Annotated in this window: 18 protein-coding genes, 1 tRNA gene and 1 pseudogene; 13 read left to right on the top strand and 7 right to left on the bottom strand. The window is 59.8% G+C overall.

The window, feature by feature from the left end; genetic code table 11:
- Positions 1 to 15 precede the first annotated feature (15 nt).
- From Bsp3421_RS14310 to Bsp3421_RS14285, 6 genes are all read left to right on the top strand, one after another.
- Complete coding sequence (locus Bsp3421_RS14310; RefSeq protein WP_273996591.1) at positions 16 to 1,233, top strand: NAD(P)/FAD-dependent oxidoreductase; 1,218 nt, start codon at positions 16 to 18, stop codon at positions 1,231 to 1,233.
- An 81-nt stretch (positions 1,234 to 1,314) separates the two neighbouring features.
- Positions 1,315 to 1,527 (top strand): 30S ribosomal protein S21, encoded by a 213-nt coding sequence (gene rpsU, locus Bsp3421_RS14305; protein ID WP_273996590.1) that lies wholly within the window; start codon positions 1,315 to 1,317, stop codon positions 1,525 to 1,527.
- 164 nt (positions 1,528 to 1,691) lie between these two features.
- Complete coding sequence (locus Bsp3421_RS14300; RefSeq protein ID WP_273996589.1) at positions 1,692 to 2,138, top strand: GatB/YqeY domain-containing protein; 447 nt, start codon at positions 1,692 to 1,694, stop codon at positions 2,136 to 2,138.
- 63 nt (positions 2,139 to 2,201) lie between these two features.
- A complete protein-coding gene (gene dnaG, locus Bsp3421_RS14295) occupies positions 2,202 to 4,073 on the top strand; it encodes a DNA primase (protein ID WP_273996588.1) in 1,872 nt (623 codons plus the stop codon).
- A 77-nt stretch (positions 4,074 to 4,150) separates the two neighbouring features.
- Positions 4,151 to 6,577 carry an RNA polymerase sigma factor RpoD gene (gene rpoD, locus Bsp3421_RS14290; RefSeq protein WP_273996587.1) on the top strand — a complete coding sequence of 809 codons (2,427 nt, stop codon included), beginning with the start codon at positions 4,151 to 4,153 and terminating at the stop codon, positions 6,575 to 6,577.
- 148 nt (positions 6,578 to 6,725) lie between these two features.
- Positions 6,726 to 6,801, top strand: a tRNA-Ile gene (locus Bsp3421_RS14285).
- Positions 6,802 to 6,817: 16 nt separating this feature from the next.
- On the opposite strand, the gene Bsp3421_RS14280 is transcribed toward Bsp3421_RS14285, so the two are convergent.
- The 3 genes from Bsp3421_RS14280 to Bsp3421_RS14270 are packed head-to-tail and all read right to left on the bottom strand — an operon-like array spanning position 6,818 to position 8,195.
- Positions 6,818 to 7,879 (bottom strand): site-specific integrase, encoded by a 1,062-nt coding sequence (locus Bsp3421_RS14280; protein WP_273998403.1) that lies wholly within the window; start codon positions 7,877 to 7,879, stop codon positions 6,818 to 6,820.
- Positions 7,771 to 8,010, bottom strand: a complete 240-nt coding sequence (locus Bsp3421_RS14275; RefSeq protein WP_273998444.1) for a hypothetical protein — start codon at positions 8,008 to 8,010, stop codon at positions 7,771 to 7,773. Before Bsp3421_RS14275 ends, Bsp3421_RS14280 begins: the two co-directional genes overlap by 109 nt.
- Positions 7,986 to 8,195, bottom strand: coding sequence for an excisionase (locus Bsp3421_RS14270; protein WP_273996585.1), 210 nt, complete (start codon positions 8,193 to 8,195; stop codon positions 7,986 to 7,988). The genes Bsp3421_RS14275 and Bsp3421_RS14270 overlap by 25 nt, the downstream gene beginning before the upstream one ends.
- 424 nt (positions 8,196 to 8,619) lie before the next feature.
- On the opposite strand from Bsp3421_RS14270, the gene Bsp3421_RS14265 reads away from it, so the two are divergent.
- From Bsp3421_RS14265 to Bsp3421_RS14235, 7 genes and pseudogenes are all read left to right on the top strand, one after another.
- The gene (locus tag Bsp3421_RS14265; protein ID WP_273996583.1) at positions 8,620 to 8,922 is read left to right on the top strand and encodes a hypothetical protein; all 303 of its coding nucleotides are present in this window, start codon (positions 8,620 to 8,622) and stop codon (positions 8,920 to 8,922) included.
- 210 nt (positions 8,923 to 9,132) lie between these two features.
- Positions 9,133 to 10,262, top strand: a protein-coding gene (locus Bsp3421_RS14260) for an IS3 family transposase (protein ID WP_443111451.1) whose coding sequence is annotated in 2 segments (ribosomal slippage) — positions 9,133 to 9,394 and positions 9,394 to 10,262 — 1,131 coding nt in all. Because the reading frame shifts where the segments join, the coding sequence is not laid out codon by codon here.
- Between the two features lie 201 nt (positions 10,263 to 10,463).
- The gene (locus Bsp3421_RS14255) at positions 10,464 to 11,135 is read left to right on the top strand and encodes a hypothetical protein (RefSeq protein WP_273996581.1); all 672 of its coding nucleotides are present in this window, start codon (positions 10,464 to 10,466) and stop codon (positions 11,133 to 11,135) included.
- A gap of 182 nt (positions 11,136 to 11,317) precedes the next feature.
- A complete protein-coding gene (locus Bsp3421_RS14250) occupies positions 11,318 to 11,986 on the top strand; it encodes a hypothetical protein (RefSeq protein WP_273996580.1) in 669 nt (222 codons plus the stop codon).
- 392 nt (positions 11,987 to 12,378) lie between these two features.
- Complete coding sequence (locus Bsp3421_RS14245; RefSeq protein WP_273996579.1) at positions 12,379 to 13,338, top strand: SAM-dependent methyltransferase; 960 nt, start codon at positions 12,379 to 12,381, stop codon at positions 13,336 to 13,338.
- 85 nt (positions 13,339 to 13,423) lie between these two features.
- The gene (locus Bsp3421_RS14240; RefSeq protein WP_273996578.1) at positions 13,424 to 14,530 is read left to right on the top strand and encodes a terpene synthase family protein; all 1,107 of its coding nucleotides are present in this window, start codon (positions 13,424 to 13,426) and stop codon (positions 14,528 to 14,530) included.
- 254 nt (positions 14,531 to 14,784) lie between these two features.
- Positions 14,785 to 16,226: pseudogene (locus Bsp3421_RS14235) on the top strand (ISKra4 family transposase).
- Between the two features lie 9 nt (positions 16,227 to 16,235).
- Here Bsp3421_RS14235 and Bsp3421_RS14230 read toward each other — a convergent pair.
- The 4 genes from Bsp3421_RS14230 to Bsp3421_RS14215 form a co-directional block, all read right to left on the bottom strand.
- Complete coding sequence (locus Bsp3421_RS14230) at positions 16,236 to 16,514, bottom strand: hypothetical protein (RefSeq protein ID WP_273998402.1); 279 nt, start codon at positions 16,512 to 16,514, stop codon at positions 16,236 to 16,238.
- Positions 16,515 to 16,648: 134 nt separating this feature from the next.
- On the bottom strand, positions 16,649 to 16,825 hold the full coding sequence (locus tag Bsp3421_RS14225; RefSeq protein ID WP_273996577.1) for a hypothetical protein: 177 nt from the start codon (positions 16,823 to 16,825) through the stop codon (positions 16,649 to 16,651).
- Between the two features lie 439 nt (positions 16,826 to 17,264).
- On the bottom strand, positions 17,265 to 18,791 hold the full coding sequence (gene fliD / locus Bsp3421_RS14220; RefSeq protein WP_273996576.1) for a flagellar filament capping protein FliD: 1,527 nt from the start codon (positions 18,789 to 18,791) through the stop codon (positions 17,265 to 17,267).
- Between the two features lie 567 nt (positions 18,792 to 19,358).
- Positions 19,359 to 20,039: a DJ-1/PfpI family protein gene (locus Bsp3421_RS14215; RefSeq protein ID WP_273996575.1), complete on the bottom strand. Its 681-nt coding sequence runs from the start codon at positions 20,037 to 20,039 to the stop codon at positions 19,359 to 19,361.
- Positions 20,040 to 20,081 lie beyond the last annotated feature (42 nt).

Below are 20,081 nucleotides of genomic sequence, written 5' to 3'. Positions count from 1 at the left end.
GGTACAATCCGCGCCATGGAAAATTTCGATATTGCTGTGATCGGCGCGGGCGCGGCCGGCATGATGAGCGCCGCGGTGGCCGGCCAGCTCGGCCGGCGCGTGGTGCTGATCGACCATTCGCCGCGGCTCGCGGAAAAGATCCGGATCTCGGGCGGCGGCCGTTGCAACTTCACGAACCTGCATGCCGGGCCCGACAACTACCTGTCCTCGAACCCGCGCTTTTGCCGCTCGGCGCTCGCTCGCTACACGCCGCGCGATTTTCTGGCGCTCCTGAAAAGCCACCGGGTGACGTGGCACGAGAAGCACAAGGGGCAGCTGTTCTGCGACCAGTCGAGCGACGCGATCATCGAGGTGCTCAAGCGCGAGTGCGACGCGGGCGGCGTGACCTGGCGGCGGCCGGTGGCGGTCGAGGCGGTGCGGCATCTCGAAGCGGACGGATTCGCGCTCGATACCAGCGCCGGGCCGATCCGCGCGCGCGCGCTCGTGATCGCGACGGGCGGATTGTCGATTCCGGCGATCGGCGCGACCGACTTCGCCTATCGCATCGCCAAGCAGTTCGGGCACAAGCTCGTCGACACCCGCCCGGCGCTCGTGCCGCTGACCTTCTCGAGCGAGGATTGGGCGCCGTTTGCCGCGCTGTCCGGCGTATCGCTCGAGGTGCGCGTGGCGACGGGCGCGAAGCAGGGCGGCGGCGCTTTCGTCGAGGACCTGCTGTTGACCCATCGCGGGCTGTCCGGGCCCGGGATCCTCCAGATCTCGAGCTACTGGCGTCCTGGCGATCCGATCCGGATCGACCTGTTGCCGCAGCAGCGCGCCGCCGACGCGCTGGTCGAGGCGAAGTCCGGCTCGAAGCGGCAGATCGGGACGCTGCTGTCCGAGTGGGTGCCCCATCGGCTCGCGCATGTCTGGCTCGATACGCATCGGGTTGCGCCGGACGCGCGTCTGGCCGACCTCGCGGACCGGACGTTGCGCCTGGTCGGCGACGCGCTGTCGTGCTGGACGCTGACGCCGAACGGCACCGAAGGCTACCGGAAGGCCGAGGTGACGAAGGGTGGGGTGGACACGCGCGAGCTGTCGTCGGCGACGCTGATGAGCGCGCGGGTGCCGGGCCTCTATTTCGTCGGCGAGGCGGTGGACGTGACGGGTTGGCTGGGCGGCTACAACTTCCAGTGGGCGTGGGCGTCGGGCGCGGCGGCCGGGCGGGCGGCGGCCGAACAGGCGCGCGGCGCTTGACGGGCTAGTGCGTTTGTGCAGCCCGTCTGCTATACTCGAAAGTCTTTCTCCGCGTTACTCCAACTTTTTACGTGACGGGTCATGACGATCATCCGCGTTAAAGAAAACGAGCCTTTTGAAGTCGCGATGCGACGCTTCAAGCGCACGATCGAGAAGAACGGTCTGCTGACCGATCTGCGTGCGCGCGAGTTCTACGAGAAGCCCACCGCCGAGCGCAAGCGCAAGAAGGCGGCAGCCGTGAAGCGCCACTACAAGCGCATCCGCAGCCAGACGCTGCCGAAAAAGCTGTACTGAGACCTGTCGCGCCGCGCGGTTCGCCGGGCGGCGCAGTGGTGGTTCGCGAGTGCCGCCGATGCCGGATCCGAGCAAACCCGCTTGAGGAAAACGTCCCAAGCGGGTTTTTGTGTTGATGCCTATGGGATGGGCGTCTCACCGATTTTTCCATATTCGGGTGAATGATGAGTTTGAAAGACCAGATCAGCGAAGACATGAAGACTGCGATGCGCGCCAAGGAGAGCGAGCGCCTCGCGACGATTCGCCTGCTGCTGGCGGCGATCAAGCAGCGTGAAGTCGACGAGCGCGTGATGCTCGACGATGCCGCGGTGACGGCCGTCATCGACAAGATGATCAAGCAGCGCAAGGATTCGATCAGCCAGTTCGAGGCGGCGGGGCGCGACGATCTGGTCGCGAAGGAACAGGCCGAACTGGTGGTGCTGGCCGCCTACATGCCGGCGCAGCTGTCGGAGGCCGAAGTCGCCGCGGAAGTGCAGGCGGCGGTCGCGCAAGCCGGCGCGGCCGGCCCGCAGGACATGGGCAAGGTGATGGGCGTGCTGAAGGGCAAGCTGGCCGGCAAGGCCGACATGACCGCGGTGTCCGCGCTCGTCAAGGCGGCGCTCTCGAAGTAAGCGCCATGTGCGCGGGTGGCCGCCCGCGCGTCCCCCCGACCTGATCTCTGCCCAGAAAACACGGTGATTCCGCATTCCTTCCTGCAAGACCTGCTGAACCGCGTCGATATCGTCGACGTGGTCGGTCGGTATGTGCAGCTCAAGAAGGGCGGCGCGAATTTCATGGGCCTGTGCCCATTCCATAACGAAAAAAGCCCGTCGTTCACCGTCAGCCCGACCAAGCAGTTCTATCACTGCTTCGGCTGCGGCGCGCATGGCACCGCGATCGGTTTCCTGATGGAGCATGCGGGGCTGACGTTCCCGGAGGCCGTGCAGGAGCTGGCGCAGTCCGCCGGCCTGACGGTGCCGCACGAGCCGTCGCCGATGCGCGGCGGTGGCGGCGGGGACGGCTATGCGCCGCCGGCCGCGTCCAAGGCCGTCACGACCGCGCTGTCGGACCTGATGCAGACAGCCAGCGAGTTCTACCGCAAGCAATTGCGCGGTGCGACGAACGCGGTCCAGTACCTGAAGAAGCGTGGCCTGACGGGCGAGATCGCGCTGCGCTTCGGCCTCGGCTACGCGCCGGACGGCTGGCAGAACCTGGAGGGGGCGTTCGACGACTACCGCAACGACGCGCTCGTCGAGGCGGGGCTCGTGATCGTCAGCGAGAAGACCGATGCGCAGGGCGTGGCGCGCCGCTACGACCGGTTCCGCGAGCGGATCATGTTCCCGATCCGCAACGTGAAGGGGCAGGTGATCGGTTTCGGCGGCCGGGTGCTGGACGGCGGCGAGCCCAAGTATTTGAATTCGCCCGAAACACCCCTATTTAACAAGGGCAGCGAGCTGTACGGGCTGTTCGAGGCGCGGCTCGCGATCCGCGAGCACAAGTACGCGCTCGTGGTCGAGGGCTACATGGATGTGGTGGCGCTGGCGCAGCTCGGGTTCCCGAACGCGGTCGCGACGCTCGGCACGGCGTGCACGCCGATCCATGTGCAAAAGCTGCTGCGGCAGACCGACACGGTGATTTTCAGCTTCGACGGCGACTCGGCCGGGCGGCGCGCCGCCCGGCGCGCGCTGGAAGCCTGCCTGCCGCACGCGGCGGACAACCGCACGATCCGGTTCCTGTTCCTGCCCCAGGAACACGATCCGGACAGCTATGTACGGGAATTCGGGGCGGATGCCTTCTCGGAGCAGGTGCGGCGAGCGATGCCGCTGTCGCAGTTCCTGTTGAACGAGGCGACGGTGGGCAAGGAGCTGGACCAGCCGGAAGGGCGCGCGAAGGCGCTGTTCGACGCGAAGCCGCTGCTGCAGGCGCTGCCGGCGAACGCGCTGCGCGCGCAGATCATGCATATGTTCGCGGACCGTCTCGACATTCCGTTCGAGGAGGTGGCGGGCCTGAGCGACGTGGACGCGCGGATCGCCGCGCCGGCGCGCCAGGCGCCCGCGCGCAGCGAGCGGCGCCGGGTGACCGACGGCGACAAGCGCGCGCTGCGCACGCTTGTGATGCTGCCGCGAGTGGCGATCGCGCTCGGCGAGGAGGATCGCGAGGCGCTGCGGACCTTGTCGAAAAATGGGGATCTGTTCGACGAGGTGATCGAGCATGCGTGTGCGTTGGGGGATGCGGCTGAATTCCGTCTGTTGACCGACATACTCCGCAATTCGGCTAACGCGGCGACCTACGATGAAATTTTCCGCGAAATTCTGGTCTATGATGAAAACGTCCGCGACTTGATGCCACAGAATCCGGAGGATGACGCAGGGCAGGAAGGGCTGCGCGAGCGGGAACGGATTGCGGGGGAGGAGCTTCAGGCTGCGGTGCTCAAGATGCGCTATGACGCGTGTTGCAGCCGGCTCGACCAGTTGTCGAGACAATCGGCGCCGACTCCCGAAATATTGGCGGAACTCAAGGACCTGCACCAGAAGCGCGCTGAGATGAAGCGGCGCCTTGGGGCCTAGGCCGAAAGAGGCTGTCCCAACGTGCTATAATATAAGGTTTTCAGCGGTTTGTTTTCTAAGCAGAGGCGAGAATCGCAATGGCAAAGACTACAGGCGGGAAAAAAGCAGCGGGCAAGGGCTCAACGGAGCCGACCACGAAGGTCATGTCGGCCAAGTCTGCTTCTTCTTCCGCGCGGACGTCTTCAGCCGGTGCGGCGCCCGCTGCGGGAAAGCAGGCCGCGGCCGGCACTGCTCACGCTGCGCCGGCGCCGGCGGCCAAGGTGACACGGGCCGCCGCGAAGTCCGAATCCAGGTCGGTTGCGAAGCCGGCCGCGAAGCGGGCGAGTGCGAAAAGCGCAAGGGGAGCGGCTGCCGCGCCGGACGATTCGGCAGTACGCACTACTCAAGCATCCACGGTTCAATCGGCTGTTGTCCAGCAGCCGCGAGTCGATTTAGCCGGTACGGCGAACTCCATGACGAAAAAGCTGAACGAAGTATCCGTCGATGACGACGCAAATCAGAGCGACGAGCAGCCGACCGCTGCACCGGGCAAAGGCGAGAAAGCCAAGGCGCGCGATCGTCGCGCCAAGGAAAAGGCGCTGCTGAAGGAGGCGTTCGCGACGAGCCAGCCCGGCACCGCCGAGGAGCTCGAGGAGCGACGCTCGAAGCTGCGCGCGCTGATCAAGCTCGGCAAGGAGCGGGGCTTCCTGACGTACGCCGAGATCAACGACCATCTGCCGGACAACTTCACGGAAACGGAAGCGCTCGAAGGCATCATCGGCACGTTCAACGACATGGGCGTGGCGGTGTACGAGCAGGCGCCCGATGCGGAAACGCTGCTGCTGAACGACAACGCGCCCGCCGCGTCGTCGGACGATGAAGTCGAGGAAGAGGCGGAAGTCGCGCTGTCGACCGTCGATTCCGAATTCGGCCGCACGACCGACCCGGTCCGGATGTACATGCGCGAGATGGGTACGGTCGAGCTGCTGACCCGCGAAGGCGAAATCGAGATCGCGAAGCGGATCGAGGACGGCCTGCGCCACATGGTGATGGCGATCTCCGCATGCCCGACGACGATCGCGGACATCCTCGCGATGGCCGAGCGCGTGGCGAACGAGGAAATCCGCGTCGACGAGCTGGTCGACGGCCTCATGGATCCGAACGCGCAGGACACGGACACCGACGGTTTCTCCGCGAAGGAAGCGGAAGAGATCGAGAACGAGGACGAAGAAGCGGAAGAAGAGGCGGAAGAAGAGGAAGAGGACGACGACGGCGCGGCGCAAGCCACGGCCAACGCGGCCCAGCTCGACGCGCTGAAGCGCGCTTCGCTCGAGAAGTTCGCGTCGATCAGCGAGTGGTTCGACAAGATGCGCCGTGCGTTCGAGAAGGAGGGCTACAAGTCGAAGTCCTACCTGAAGGCGCAGGAAACCATCCAGAACGAGCTGATGACGATCCGCTTCACCGCGCGTACGGTCGAGCGTCTGTGCGACACGCTGCGCGCGCAGGTGGACGAGGTTCGCCAGGTGGAGCGGCAGATCCTGAACATCGTCGTCGACAAGTGCGGCATGCCGCGTTCGGAATTCATCACGCGGTTCCCGGGCAGCGAGACCGATCTCGACTGGTCGGAGAAGGTGGTGGCGGAAGGCCATAGCTATGGCCCGATCCTGACGCGCAACATCCCGGCGATCCGTGAGCAGCAGCAACGCCTGCTCGATCTGCAGGCGCGCGTGGTGCTGCCGCTGAAGGACCTGAAGGAAACCAACCGCCAGATGGCGGCGGGTGAACTGAAGGCGCGCCAGGCGAAGCGCGAGATGACCGAGGCGAACCTGCGTCTCGTGATCTCGATCGCGAAGAAGTATACGAACCGCGGTCTGCAGTTCCTCGACCTGATCCAGGAAGGCAACATCGGCCTGATGAAGGCGGTGGACAAGTTCGAATATCGTCGCGGCTACAAGTTCTCGACGTATGCGACGTGGTGGATTCGTCAGGCGATCACACGCTCGATCGCGGATCAGGCGCGTACGATCCGGATTCCGGTTCACATGATCGAGACGATCAACAAGATGAACCGCATCTCGCGTCAGATCCTGCAGGAGACGGGCCTCGAACCGGATCCGGCGACGCTGGCCGAGAAGATGGAGATGCCGGAAGACAAGATCCGCAAGATCATGAAGATCGCGAAGGAGCCGATCTCGATGGAAACGCCGATCGGTGACGACGACGATTCCCATCTGGGTGACTTCATCGAGGACACCAACACGGTCGCGCCGGCGGATGCCGCGCTGCATGCGAGCATGCGCGACGTCGTGAAGGATGTGCTCGATTCGCTGACGCCGCGCGAGGCGAAGGTGCTGCGGATGCGCTTCGGTATCGAGATGAGCACGGATCACACGCTCGAGGAAGTCGGCAAGCAGTTCGACGTGACGCGCGAACGGATCCGCCAGATCGAGGCGAAGGCGTTGCGCAAGCTGCGTCATCCGAGCCGTTCGGACAAGCTCAAGAAGTCGTTCCTCGAAGGGAACTGATCGACGTCTGATGTCGTACCGCCGCCGCCGGGGTTTGAAACCCGGCGGCGGTTTTTCCCTCCAGTTGTCTTCCAAGTTGTTACAATGCCGCCCCGGCACGCGTCAGCAAACGCCGGAGCGGGGTTGTTGTCTCGCGTTTTTCTCCGCAGGGCCTGTAGCTCAGGGGTTAGAGCAGTCGACTCATAATCGATTGGTCGTGGGTTCGAAACCCACCGGGCCCACCAAGGTTTTTCTGGTAAATCAATCGCTTAGGCGGGTTTGCGTCTTCTCTGGGGAGGTTCCGGGGGAGGAAATCGCATTTTCCAGTCTCGCCATCTCCAGTTCGTTTTGCTCCCCGTCGACCCACTTCGAATAGGTGGTGAGGAACATTTCGACGCTGTGGCCGAGCTGCTTTGCGCAGAATGCGGGCGTCATGCCGGCCATCAACATGGCGGTCGCGTAGCTATGCCGCATGTTGTATGGGCGCCGGTATCGGACGCCCAAACGCTTCAACATCGGGGCCCAGTAGGTGCGCCGGAACGCGTCCTCGTCTGCCCACTCCGCGCCGTACCGCGGATCATGAAAAACCCGATTGCCGATTATCTGCGTGTGTGTCCGTTGGCGATGCAACGCCGCCAAGGCCCGGCTGTTCAGGTGAACGACTCTCGGCACTTCCGTCTTCGTCCGATCTAATTGCTGGCCGCGCACGAATGCTTTTGCTACTAGCATGGTGCCGTTGGCCAGGTCGACGTTCTGCCATTCCAGCCCGAGAATTTCGGAGGTCCGCAGGCCGGTCCAAAACCAAAACTCGATCAAGTTATGGACTTGCTCATCGTATGCCCGCTGGGCCTCGGCGATGATCAAATGCGCCTCATCGCGCGAGAATGGGTCTGGCGGGCGCTTTTGATGTTTCGCGTTAGGGACGCTCTTGACGGGATTTCCCGCGAGCAGATTATCAACGACCGCGAGTGATAGCGCCGTGCGCAGCACGGACAAGTAGTTGTTGATCGTCTTACCGCTAAGGTCCGGTCTGTTTGCGATCGCTGTTTGGATGTGGATTACCTTGAGCGCTCGAATCGCCAGAGCGCCGAGCGGTTTTGATTGGTTTTTGTCATACGCCACTCCCTTCCAGAATCTGATTGCGGCTACATATCCCGCTCGTGTCGATGCTTCGATCCGCTGCGCGGCCAACCATGTGTCCAACCATTCACCGATCAAACTTGTGGTGGTCCCTCCTTCGTCTGGAAAGTACTCTGTAATGCTAAATGTTCCATGACGAATTCGATCTCGAATTTCAGCGGCGAGTCGATGTGCATATTTGATGTTGGCCGGCGTGTGGGGAGCATGGCTTTGCCGGCAACCTTGAGTGTCCTGCGTACTTCGACTCCGTCGATGACGAACGTCATGCGGATCGACTTTGCGCGAATCTCTATGCCGCTTCCTTTTCGCCCCATTGCTGGTATCCCTTGATGGAAATGAAAATGCCGCCGTCAGGCGAGCGACGGAACTCTTTGCCCTCGATCCATTTGCCGTCTTCAATCTTGCGGCGTATTGCCTTCTGGGTAAGGCCGGTGACCATCGCGGCCAGGGCGACCGTGACGTAGGGGGCGGGGGCTATAAGGGGGGGAGATTCGAGCATGTAACGATCCCTCAGTCTCAAGAAATGATTGGACAGATGCAGAAGAAATTTGTAATGCGTGGCTACGAGATGAACTGCGAGCCGCGCGCGACGGCGGACGCGAACGCCGCCCATGCTGGAGGCTGGTCGCCGCGTACCTTCACGACGCGACGCGTCTGCGTCTTGCGACCGTCAAGGATGGCCCGTACCATCGAACCAGAAAACAATATCGGGAGTTCACGCATGGATGCGGCCTCGGCAACGGTTTCGCAGGTATATGCTGCGTGGGTTCAGGGGAGTCGGATCGATCGCGGCCATTGCGGCGGCCATTTGGATTGCATCACGGCAGGCGCGGGCGGACCGGCGTCTACGAGTTGACGAAGTGTGCGATCGACTGGAGTCTCTTTGGACGATGATCGATAGATGTTGGGCGCGAGTAGATGAGGTGTACAAGTACTCCGTTATGGCGCCGATGAATGCGGGAGCAAAACAGCTCGACGACGAACTTGTGGTCGCTATGAGAGCGTCAATTGAGATAGTTTCTATTCTTCCACCGGAATTGGCGCCAACGGGGGCGGCTGCCGAGGCGGTACTGGAAGTACGTATAGCCATCACCCGGGCCGTACGGATCCTTCCAAGTCCAGGTGGTGTTTTTCTGGCAAAATTTGAAAGAGACCTTATGATTTTGCGCGATTCTCTAAAGAAGGCAGCAGATAAATTGAATAGGGAAATCGTTTCTCGCGTGTAAAAATAGATAATCTGTGCCTGGAGCAAACTGGGTATTCTTCATGCTTCAATCTTTCTTCGATTGATATGGAGATTGTTATGGCAAGAATCCAAACTGAGCACGGCCCGAGAAACGCACAAATCGACGAATATGATCCGCTTTAGGAATTCTGGACCAATCCGAGTGCGAGTTTTGCGGCAAACTTGACCCTGAACCAGGAGGTCGTTTGTCATGAAACGGAAACGCTTTTCGATCGAACAGATTGTGGCAGTGCTGAAGCAAGCCGAACTGGGGATGCCGGTGGCCGATGTGATCCGGCAGGTCGGTATTTCGGAACAGACGTTCTATCGGTGGAAGAAGCAATACGCCGGGATGCAGTCTGATCAGGTACGCGAACTCAAGCAGTTGCAGGACGAGAATGCGCGGCTGAAGAAGCTGGTCGCCGAATTGAGCTTGGACAAGGCCATCTTGCAAGACGTAGCTGCAAAAAAGTGGCCCGGCCCGCGCTGAGACGAGACGTGGTGGATTACGTGGTGAGCCACTACGGATTGACGATGAGGCGGGCCTGTCGGCTCGTGAAGCAACCGCGCAGCGTTCAGTACTACAAAAGCATCAAGGACCCTCGCCCAGAACTGCGCTCACGTATGCGCGAGATCGCCTATACGCGTGTGCGCTACGGGTATCGACGCGTCCATGTACTGCTGCGCCGGGAAGGCTGGCAGTTGGGTCGGAATCAGGCGTACCGGTTGTATTGCGAAGAGCAGTTGCAGTTGCGCTCGAAATTGCCGAAGCGACGAAAGATGGTGGTGACGCGCGTGGCGAAGATCGTTCCGGTCAGGCCAAACGACGCTTGGAGTATGGATTTTGTGGCTGACCAGCTTGCTGATGGCTCGAAATTTCGCACTTTGACGATCGTGGATGTGTTCACGAAGGAGGCGTTGGCGATCGAAGTGGGGCAACGCTTGAAAGGCGAACACGTGGTATCCGCATTGAACCGAATCGCCGCTCGGCGCGACGCTCCGCGGCATCTGTTTGTCGACAACGGCAGCGAGTTTTCCGGGCGCCTGCTCGATATGTGGGCGTACCACTACCAAGCAAAAATCGACTTCAGCCGACCGGGCAAGCCGACGGACAATTGCCACATCGAGACGTTTAACGGATCATTCCGCGATGAGTGCTTGAACCTACATTGGTTCGAGACGTTGGGCGAAGCCAAAGCGATCGTCGAGGCCTGGCGCCGGGATTACAACGAGAGCCGTCCTCACTCTGCTCTCAAAGAGTTGGCACCAGCTGAATTCGCCCGTCAGCTGATGCCTTTGCCGGGTTCAACCAGACCCGAAACGCCGGAAAACTCGCTCTAGATCTGGTCCGGGAAACCCAAGCGGATCACCACACACCGTCCCAAACATTGGCCAACTTGCAGTTTGCATAGCGCTTCCTAGTATCCTAATCAGCGTGCACGTGACGAAGAAGTGAATTGCTTCCTGCGGCCACCGCACTGAGACGACGCAAGGCCTGGCTACGGGGATGGGAGTCGCACGACTCATCTGCAGGAGACCATCATGCGTGCCCCACGCTTCAGCGCCGCGACAGTCGCGGCCGCGGTATGTCTTTCCGTGCCATGGGCCACCTTCGCCCAAGTTGCTTCAAGCGCCACTCCCCCTCCCGCTCACCGATACGTCGTCAGTTTCGGCAACATGACAGTGTGGAACGGTGTTGCGCATGGCAAGGACATGGACTATCTGTCCTACACCGTGCTGGGACCAGGTGGGCAGAAGTTTGTTCAGGCAGCAGGGCCAATTGAGGTCGGAAAGCACGACGTCTACATCTGGAAAATCGGTTCCAAGCCGATTGCTGTGCCGGACGATTCGGGGGCAATGCTTTCGGTGTCTTGGGCGGCAGTAAATTCGGGACATAAAAAAAGGGACGACGTGCTCAAGGGGCTGATGAATGTATCCGGAGATATCGGCATACATATCGACGACCCGATCATTCAGATCCCGGCAGCGCTAATTAAGGCTGGCGCAAAGCTCATCTCGCAAAACTGCGACGCGCCCTTGTTCGGTGGCGGATTAACGTTGGACGGCGCGTCGCTGGCTGGCAATTTGAATGGGAAAGATGGATGGCACAGCGAGGGACCCGCCCGATGGCACAAGGTGTTCGACTATCCCAACATCAAATCGGATTGCGACACTGGGCACTATAACCTCGAAATTCACATTCAGCGTTTGTAGGCCGGTGCAGCTGCGTCCCGGCCGAGTATCGCACTGACCAACGGAATGGTTACTGTCAGAGGGATGACCAGACACGAGACGGTGAGCGGCGGATTGGACCGTCGCACTGGGATTCATAGCGATTACTCAGGCAAGTACGGCAACGGAACAGAGCTCTCGCGAGCAAGACGAGGACTAAAAGAATGGACAACCATGACCTGTTAGTGCGGCAACTCTTCGTTACCAACATTTCAGCCTCGATTGCAGGGTTGCCCAGTTTTGAGATATTGACACTTCCCGGCTTTCACCGGCCGGAAGATTTTCGGCAGGCAGTCAGTGAGGTCACGGCTGGTCTGAAAAAGGGGCGACGTGAGCGCATAGCGATTTCGAGCATCGATAAGCGCGACGTCGTCCTCATGCTCGAGCGTGTCCTGCGGTCGTCGATCGACGCAAGAGGGATAGTGCGCTCAAGTAAGCGACCAACAGTCGCATTGCTGGAAAGGCGTCACGGTATGCAGGTGATTCCTGAATATTCGGCTCTCCTCGCCAATACTTCGATCCCCGTGATGCGGTCTCCTCTTAAAGGAGCATCGATAAAGACGCTTGCGAGTGTGGCGGGAGGTATCGGTACGCTTGTAAACATGAAGGATCTGACGGGGCACCAGATATCGTTGTATTTCTGCCTGCTCGGTGGGACCGTGATGATCTTAGCCTTAGCGGAGGTCATTTCGGAGGCACTTAAGGAAGAACTTTCGTATTTCTTCTGGAAGCGGCGGAAAGTCAGAACCTCTCGCAGTGGGGGGAGGAACGATAACGAAATCGAAAGCGAAGAAAGCAGCCCCGACGGGAGCGACGAGAAGCGGCACACCTAAGACCGGTCGGGCAAAACCGCCTGCAGCCAAAAAGGCCAAAGCAAGGACAACTGCAGCTAAGAGATCACCTCCATCGGCACCGGCCGCTGCCACGCAAACTCCACCGTTACCGCCAGCGAAGCGTAGCGCCAGTTCAGCCCCCCCTCGCTTGCGCACCTAGGATAGCGCCGCTCGTTGGCCTGACCAATGAAAATTCGCTGTGACCAACTGTCCACCGAAGGCCGCCGCGACACGCGACTGGCTCGCGATGGCGTTCGTCGGCGCAGCACACGCGGGCAGCCGCCAGGCCCTTCACCTGGAAGAACTGCAAAGCCTCATCAGTGACGACGCAACGGGCAGGTTTACGTTTCCCCTCCAGAGCGTGAAGCGAATATTCACAAGGATAGACAGCCATGAGCATTCGAGCCCGAGAGTCGGCCATCTCCGATGACACCCGTTTGCCGTATCGAATCATCCGGGGTTCCAGTGTCGATACCTATGAGGAAAAGGTCGTTTATACCTACAAGGACAGCCCCGAAGATTGGCGCAAGGCCATCGGCGACTACCTCCTGTTCCAGTTCGGGGTCTATGACGATCCACGCTCCACTCCTCCGATCAGCCTCGACGAGTCAGGGATTCGTTACTTCGAGCGTCAACTGAAACTGGCCGGCCTAGAAGAGCCCGATCGACCGCCGATCAAGCGCATTCTTGATATCGGCTGTGGCTGGGGCTACATCCTTAAGTTCCTAGCTGAACGTTTTCCGGAATGTCGGCACCTGGACGGGGTGAATGTCAGTCAGAGCCAGTTGGAGTACTGCGCGAAATTTCACGCCGGGCAGGGGCTGTCGGAGCGTGTCAATCTCTACCTGTGCAATGCCAAGGACATCGAGTTGTTGCCCGATGCGCACAAGCCTTATGACCTGGTGATCATTCGCGGGGTGATCTCCCACTTCCCCAATGAGCTGTACGAAACTTCCATGCGCGCCCTCGCCAGCAGGATTCGCCCGGGCGGTAGCGTGATCATCTCGGACAACCTCTACAACATCCCTCTGCAGGCTTACACCTCCGACACCCCTGACGAGGTCGACCGTCTGGCCTGCGGGCACCGAAAGACCCCCGCATACTTTCGCGAAGTCCTCGAACTGAGTGGCTTCTCCGTTCGTGACATGCGGGTCCTGCCCGCCAATATTGATGTCGCCCGCTGGCTGATGGATTCCAGGGCCAATATTGAAAACAGCGAACTGTTCCCCTATGGCGTAACGGGCGCACTAGAGGAACTGAGGGTGCTGGCAGAGAACTGGTCGGTAGCCCTGCTCAAGAACGAGGTCTCAACTTATAGCGTAATAGCCACCAAACCGCTAGAAACTGAATAGCTTGACTGCCCGGCAGATTACGGAAATTTCATGCAATGCAATTTTGTCCGGTATCCCCAATGTTAACTAGTTCGAGGTGCAATTCATGAAATCAGAAAACCACGCATCAAATATCAATAGAGAAATTCCAAATCTGCCTGCTCTATTCTGGCCATTTCCCGTCCATCAATCCCCTTATATAGAGTTGCTTGAGGAAGGTGCAATAAATTTTCTGGACAGGTTTAAACTGTACCCAGATATAAAGTCGCGCGAGTGGTTGGTTCAGGGACGGATCAGTGGCGGTCTAACAGGACTGTTGTACCCAGCAGGGCCTTTCGAGCTACAACAGATCGCCGCGGATTTTTCAGCATTGGTTTTTGCATGCGATGACTATTACTGCGATGAAGGGCCCACTCGAGACAACCCTGGGCTATTAGTGGCGGCACTTGTAAAAATCGTAAGAGCAATTGAATCTCCAGAATATATTATCGATAGCAGCAACTGTTACGCACTTGCATTTCGGGATTTGAGGATACGTATGGACAAGCTTGCCCCACCAGAGCAGGTGGCTTTGTGGGCTGATGTTGTCAAGGGCTGGTTTTTGGCTGAAGTCTTCAAGGTGCATAATGTACAAAGTAAAATCATGCCAGACTTGAATGACGCCGCGCTGTTAAGATTACTCTGTGGCGGAGGAAGAGCCTATGTTGCTCTTGCGACAATAGTGCGACAGATAAAAATATCTCCACGCACCTGGGAAGACCGAAGACTACGTGCCATGGCAGAAATGGCCGATATGGTGTTGAACTGGGGGAGTGAGATCTACTCTTACTATAAAGAGGCGCATCGTTCACCCGGCCATGACCACAACATGGTTGATGTGGTAGCGCATCATTATGGATACACCGGCACGGAGATAATAAATGGTTACGTTCGGATCTATGAGCTACTTGCAAACAGATTTATAGAATTAAGGCGGGCGATATTGACGTCAACTGATGATCCAGTTATTCGCGAGTTCGTTGACTCACTTGTTGACTATGTCGGAGGAGGATTGGTCTGGAGTCAGCTCACCAGGCGCTATCTTTATGTTGATGTCGGCCCTGGTCAGCAGGTTACATTTACATGCGAGGGTCTTACCGACATACCACGCTCCATTTCTAGCGAAGCCCCGCCTATTCCTTGTATTGCCTGGTGGTGGGAGGTTAGTAAATAACTATCGGTGAAAGATCGTCTGGTGGTCAAACGATCGGTACCGGCGCCCCTGACAGGCCGGGAAGGCGCCCGTCCCACTGCGCAGAATGCTCGGGTCAAAGGGCGGGGCGAAGCGAGAAGTTGGCCCGTCGCCAGATGTGGCCGCTGCTGGCCAGGCGACCAGCACCAACTGTTGAGGGAAGCCGTTAAAAAGCCTGGGAAGTGATCGCACAACGAGGTATGGTTTTCCTTCCTGTCTATGAGACGGAGGGAGCCATGCGATGCACGGTCACTCTGGAGTTCGACGATGGCGATGGGACTGAGACCCGGCGCGTAGAAGTAATCCGACTTCACCGGACAACCAGTGATCCGACATTCGGAGACGTCGGGCTGTCCCTCGCTGAAGGGAAGTCGCTGATCAATAGTATCCAGCAGGAATTTGTTGTCGAGCAAATCACATGCTTCTGCACTTCGCGCAGGGCATGTCGGGCGTGTGGTGTACCTCGCCGCCTCCACGATAGCCACAGCTCTGAACTGAAGACCACGCTCGGGAAGGTATTCTACTGCCGAGACCGATGGAAGGCTTGCGATTGCGGCGCGGACGCTTCCAGGTATGTTTCGCCGCTCAAGCACTACTTTACGGATGTGACTACCGGTGAGCTACGATGGCTGCATGCAGAACTCGGTGCATCAATGCCATATCGGCAGGCCAGGCAGATCATGAATCTGCTGTTACCGATGTCCGGTCGTGACAGTCACGTAACGATCCGCAATCACACGATGAATGTCGGCAAATGCATACAGCACGCCCGACCCGCGCATCGATGGGGCGACGAGACGAAGCCGGATGCCGAACTCGGCATTGACGTTGGCTATGTTCGTCGCGCCCGAAGCAACGGCCAAGGCGCGAGCAAGGGCAATCGGACGACAACGGGGAAGGAATCTTCGTCGCTGGCAGTGTGGTCGCGGCTTTGGGGCGGACAGGTAGGCAACCGAGAGTTTGGGCATCCGCGATGCCGCGCAGCAGGCATTTGCAGGAGGAAATGACTGAATTCCTGAGAGACAGTGGCTACGATGATTCGAACGATGTCTGCGTACTGACCGATGGAGCACTCGACCTGACAGGCGTTTCTGCTGATCTTCCGTTCAATACCGAGTGGGTGCTCGACTGGGCTCATATCGGTCGAATGTTGCGATACGCCGACCAGGCAGTCGCGCCCCTGGCGTACGCGCAGCTCACTGTGAACGGATCAGCATTCGAACTGTGGGATCTGTTTGTTCGCTTCCGCAACCTAGTCTGGACTGGGGATGCGGCAGGTTGGCAAGGGCTCGCGAAAAAACTCCACCGACTCCTTGACCTGCGCGAGAAGCGCGATCCGGATTCGAGCTGCCAGGTCAGACAGGCGCGCCGCAAACTCCTGGACGTGGTCACATATCTACAAGCTAATCGCGATTCGCTGATCGACTACCGCACACGGCAACGCGCTGGCCGATGAATCTCGACCGGCTTCGTCGAATCCTCAATCAACCGAATCATCGGTCGCCGGATGTGCAAGGGCCAGCACATGCGCTGGAGTCGCGCGGGAGCACACAACATAGTACAGGTGCGTGTGGCCCCCCTGAATCAGGAACCCCTCGATCTCTCCAAGCACCAGTTTCCATGGATTGGCGAGCGGCGCGTATCGTGGCCATGGCAAAGCACTTCCCGGGCTTTTTAACGGCTTCCCTCAACACCAGTCGGCCGCTGGTCCGGCCGCTCGTCGCTGCGCGCCTGGACGGCGAGGAGAGTGCTGGAACTCCAGCACTAAGCCGTGAGGGGTCTTCACATCCGCTATGTGAATTTCCCCCGACTGAGCGTCGTGATCGACCACTTCCTGCCACTCTCGCGGAAACTTGTCTTTCCAGTCGCGATGCCATTGTGTTTCGGACTCGTACCATGGGTCACATGGCTTCTTTCCCTTATGAGCCCAGTGCCAAACTTTGACCCGTCCGCACTTGGCCACCATCGGACTGGAACAAAGCGGGTTAACGCAAGTTCCTTTCGAGCCGGGAGCCGCTTCCTTCTTCTCGCCCGAGACGAATGCGAACCGCATGCTGGTTCTCCTGTGTTGTACCAGCGAAAGTGTATCCGCCATAAGGATCAGAACAGTTGACCTAGGGGTGCCGACTCCCAGTTCGTGATCACCAGCTCGCGACTCGTCGACGGGCCGCCGTTCGCGTTGCCCACGCTGTACTTAATCGACAGATCGAGCATCGGAAACCCATCGAACGCGTGCCGGATGTCCTCATGGTCGTTGCACGGGCGGACGTGAGCCAAGCAACGTTTGCGGCCGAGGGGAAGCTTTCGTCCGGGGAAGACGCGTTCATGAGGTCCGTGCTCGTCGAAGCTGGACGTGCCCATACGGGCACGCTCGTATCGTTCGATCATACGGAAGGACGTGCGGTGTCAGGCCTAGCGAAGAAGGGGTTGGTTGTGCGCCTTGGCGATGAGGTTCGGCTCACCGACGTCGGCGCTGCCTGGCTCGCGACTGTTGCCGAATAGTGACCCTGAACCAGGAACTCCTCGAACTCTCTCGGCACCAGTTCCCATCGATTGGCGAGCGGCGCATTTCGGGGCCATGGCAAAGAACATCCCGGACTTCTTAACGTCTTCCTCAACAACAGCCGCCGGCGGAATCGGGCGAGGTCGGTGCCCGATGATCCTGCCGCGGCGGCGAAACCGCAAGAGGCGCGCGCGGCACGCCGCGCGCCATGGCTTACTTATTGTTACCGGCACCAAACAACAGCGTCAGGTAGTCGCCGTTGCTCTTCATCTTCGTCATCAGCGCGTCGAGCACCGTGAACTGTGACTTGTACTGCGCGGTCAACTGCTCGGCGTAGCCCGCCAGCTGTTCCCGGCGCTGCGACAGGCTCTTCATGCTCGTATCGATCTCGCTGAGGCGGACCGCAAGCGTACCCTTGTCGGTCAACTTAGTGCCGTCGTCGCGGATGTGCTGGTTGATCTGGTTGCTCATCTGCTTGCCGAGGCCGTCGGTTGCGTTGAACACCCGGGCCACGACCGCGGGCTTGTTCTGCAGCGCCGCCTTCAACGCGGCGTTGTCGACCACCAGCGAGCCGTCCGGCAGGTTCGAGCCCGCCGGCGCAAACTTCACACCGATTTCCGCGAAACCGGCCTTGGCCGTGCCGTTGTCGATCCCGCCCGCCATGATCTTGCCGAGCGAGTTGCGGATCGCGTTGAGCGTCGGGTCGCCGAGCAGGATGCCGCCCTGCTTGCCTTTCTCCGCAGTTTTGTCGAACTTCGAGTAATCTGCCGCCGTCTTCATCACGGCGTTGTACTGGGCGACGAAATCGGTGACCACCTTCGCCTGCGCATCGATGTCGGGCGAGATCGTCAGCGTCTGGGTCGAGCCGAGCGCCTCCTGCGTGACGTTCAGCGTCACGCCGGCGATCACGTCCTTCATCGCATTGTCGGCGTGGCGCGCCGTGATGCCGCCGACCGAGACGATCGCATCCTGGGCCGCCGCGTCCTTGCTCTGGGTCCAGGTGTGAGCCCCGTCCATCACCTTCGACGGGCCGCCCTTCGGATCGACCACCGACTGCACCGCGAACTTCGACAGGCCGCCGTCGTCCTTGACGTTGCTGACGTCGATGTTGATGACGTTCGCGCTGCCCGAGGCGACCGTGCGCAGCACCAGGTGCGCGCCGTCAGTGCCATTGACGATCGTGGCCGTCACGCCCGGGTTCTTCTGCGACGCGTTGATGGCGGCGGCGATGCCGGCCGGTGCGTTGTTCTCCGGGGTGATGTCGAGCGCCATCGACTTGTCGCCGACCTTGAGCGTCATCGTGCCGGTGCCGAGCTTCTGCTTCGGATCGAACGCGCTCGACACGAGCGTCTGGGAAGTCGCGACCTGCTTGACTTCGACCTGGTAGCTGCCGGCCGTCGCGCCCTTCTCGGTGGTGGCTGTCAGGCCCTTGCCCGATGCCTTGACCGCGAATTTCTGCTGCAGCGTGCCGTCGGACAGCGAGGTCAGCGCCGTCTGCAGCGACGTCAATTCGGTGCGCAGGTGGCCAAACGCGGCGGACAGATCGGTGTTCCGGGTGGAGGCGGAACTGATCGCCACGTTCAAGCCCTTGATCTTATCCTTGACCAGCCCGTTGACCAGCCCCTCAACGTCTAGATTGCTCTTACCCGTGACGCCGTTGATGATCGACTGCGCCGCGTCCTGCAGGGTGGTGTTGGAATTGATTGCCGTGTTGTTAGTAGTTAAGCCGCGGATCGCCATGGACTATCCCCTCCAGTTGATTAATCTAACCATTACGACAGTAATTTCCTGAACGATTAGCGTAATGCTTTAACCCTGCAGAAAATCTCTGCCTAAGCACCATCCTGCCTCTGTTTTATGAGGCGCGGCGTCAACATTTGTCGCCGCAGGGTGCGCATTCGTATGTAGTCCTACCTTCCCCTATCGTGGAGCCGGAAAATGCAGTGCGGCGTCTATTTTTTGTCTGTTTCATGCATTTTTGTCGCTCACGTCGAGCTCCGCGCATTTGATCATTCGTCGCCGGCCCGTCGGTTGCGCTCGACCAGCGCGCGCACGAGCGTCCAGTCCAGGCCGTCCCAGATCGCGCAGTTGAACCGACCAGAGTTTGTCACTAGGCGGTGCTGGACTGGTCGAATCAGGGCAAGCAATCCACTACAGGCCGCTGGTATCGGAAAGCACGCGAGGGCAACCATAGCCGCGTTGAACGCGTGTATCGGGAACTGGGGCTTTCGTTGCACTACGCGAATGGCTAGTCTCGACTGCTGAACAGACTCGCGATAACGTCACGTCGTGCATCGAAGCGGCAACTCAGGTTCGATCAGCGGCGATTTCCATGACTATTCGACGTCGCGCTGCGAGCCCCTGTTCGGACCGTTGTTCCACTAGTTCCACAAGCGCTTGCGGCGCGACATCTGGCCTCCCAGCATTGAATGGAGGCGCCGGAGCATACTCGAGTTCGAGCTGAATCGCCTGCGCTTCCTCAATCCCCGCCAATTCTGCAGCAACCGTCAGTCCCAAATCGATGCCCGCGGTCACACCTCCGCCAGTCATGAGGTTGCCGTCACGGACTACCCGATCGCGCGTCGGAATGGCACCAAGGGGCTCAAGCAACGAGTGGAAGGCCCAGTGAGTTGTGGCACGCCGTCCGCGAAGCAACCCTGCTGCACCAAGCAATAATGCACCGGTGCAGACAGAAGTGACGTAACGGGCACCGGCGGCCTGTTTGCGAACAAACTCGATCGTCTGAAGGTCCTGCAACAGGTCCGTTACACCCCCTCCACCGGGAACACAAATCACGTCGAGTGGCGGGCAGTCCTCATATGTGGCGGTGGGCGTAAGGAGTAGTCCATTGCTAGATGTTACCGGGTCGAGTGTTTTCCAGATCAACAGGGCCGTTGCGCCGGGAAGCGATGCGAGTACGTCATGGGGACCGGTCAGGTCTAGTTGTTGTACTTGTGGAAATACCAGAAATCCGATTTGGAGCGTCATGGGGATACCTTGTCAAATTCGCACCAGCGACTGTCTTCGAGG

It is taken from the genome of Burkholderia sp. FERM BP-3421 (assembly GCF_028657905.1).
Classification (GTDB): Bacteria; Pseudomonadota; Gammaproteobacteria; order Burkholderiales; family Burkholderiaceae; genus Burkholderia.
The sequence above is the reverse complement of the archived record's forward strand: the minus strand, read 5'-3'. Positions and strand labels throughout refer to the sequence as shown.

What these genes read in the sequence shown, in the direction of transcription:
- Bsp3421_RS14270 (WP_273996585.1), bottom strand. Translation starts at nt 8,195, where the DNA reads ATGCTCGAATCTCCCCCCCTTATAGCCCCCGCCCCCTACGTCACGGTC.
- Bsp3421_RS14215 (WP_273996575.1), bottom strand. Translation starts at nt 20,039, where the DNA reads ATGACGCTCCAAATCGGATTTCTGGTATTTCCACAAGTACAACAACTA.
- rpoD (WP_273996587.1), top strand. Translation starts at nt 4,151, where the DNA reads ATGGCAAAGACTACAGGCGGGAAAAAAGCAGCGGGCAAGGGCTCAACG.
- Bsp3421_RS14240 (WP_273996578.1), top strand. Translation starts at nt 13,424, where the DNA reads ATGAAATCAGAAAACCACGCATCAAATATCAATAGAGAAATTCCAAAT.
- rpsU (WP_273996590.1), top strand. Translation starts at nt 1,315, where the DNA reads ATGACGATCATCCGCGTTAAAGAAAACGAGCCTTTTGAAGTCGCGATG.
- Bsp3421_RS14255 (WP_273996581.1), top strand. Translation starts at nt 10,464, where the DNA reads ATGCGTGCCCCACGCTTCAGCGCCGCGACAGTCGCGGCCGCGGTATGT.
- Bsp3421_RS14275 (WP_273998444.1), bottom strand. Translation starts at nt 8,010, where the DNA reads ATGGGGCGAAAAGGAAGCGGCATAGAGATTCGCGCAAAGTCGATCCGC.
- fliD (WP_273996576.1), bottom strand. Translation starts at nt 18,791, where the DNA reads ATGGCGATCCGCGGCTTAACTACTAACAACACGGCAATCAATTCCAAC.
- Bsp3421_RS14300 (WP_273996589.1), top strand. Translation starts at nt 1,692, where the DNA reads ATGAGTTTGAAAGACCAGATCAGCGAAGACATGAAGACTGCGATGCGC.
- Bsp3421_RS14250 (WP_273996580.1), top strand. Translation starts at nt 11,318, where the DNA reads ATGGACAACCATGACCTGTTAGTGCGGCAACTCTTCGTTACCAACATT.
- Bsp3421_RS14245 (WP_273996579.1), top strand. Translation starts at nt 12,379, where the DNA reads ATGAGCATTCGAGCCCGAGAGTCGGCCATCTCCGATGACACCCGTTTG.
- Bsp3421_RS14310 (WP_273996591.1), top strand. Translation starts at nt 16, where the DNA reads ATGGAAAATTTCGATATTGCTGTGATCGGCGCGGGCGCGGCCGGCATG.
- Bsp3421_RS14230 (WP_273998402.1), bottom strand. Translation starts at nt 16,514, where the DNA reads ATGGTGGCCAAGTGCGGACGGGTCAAAGTTTGGCACTGGGCTCATAAG.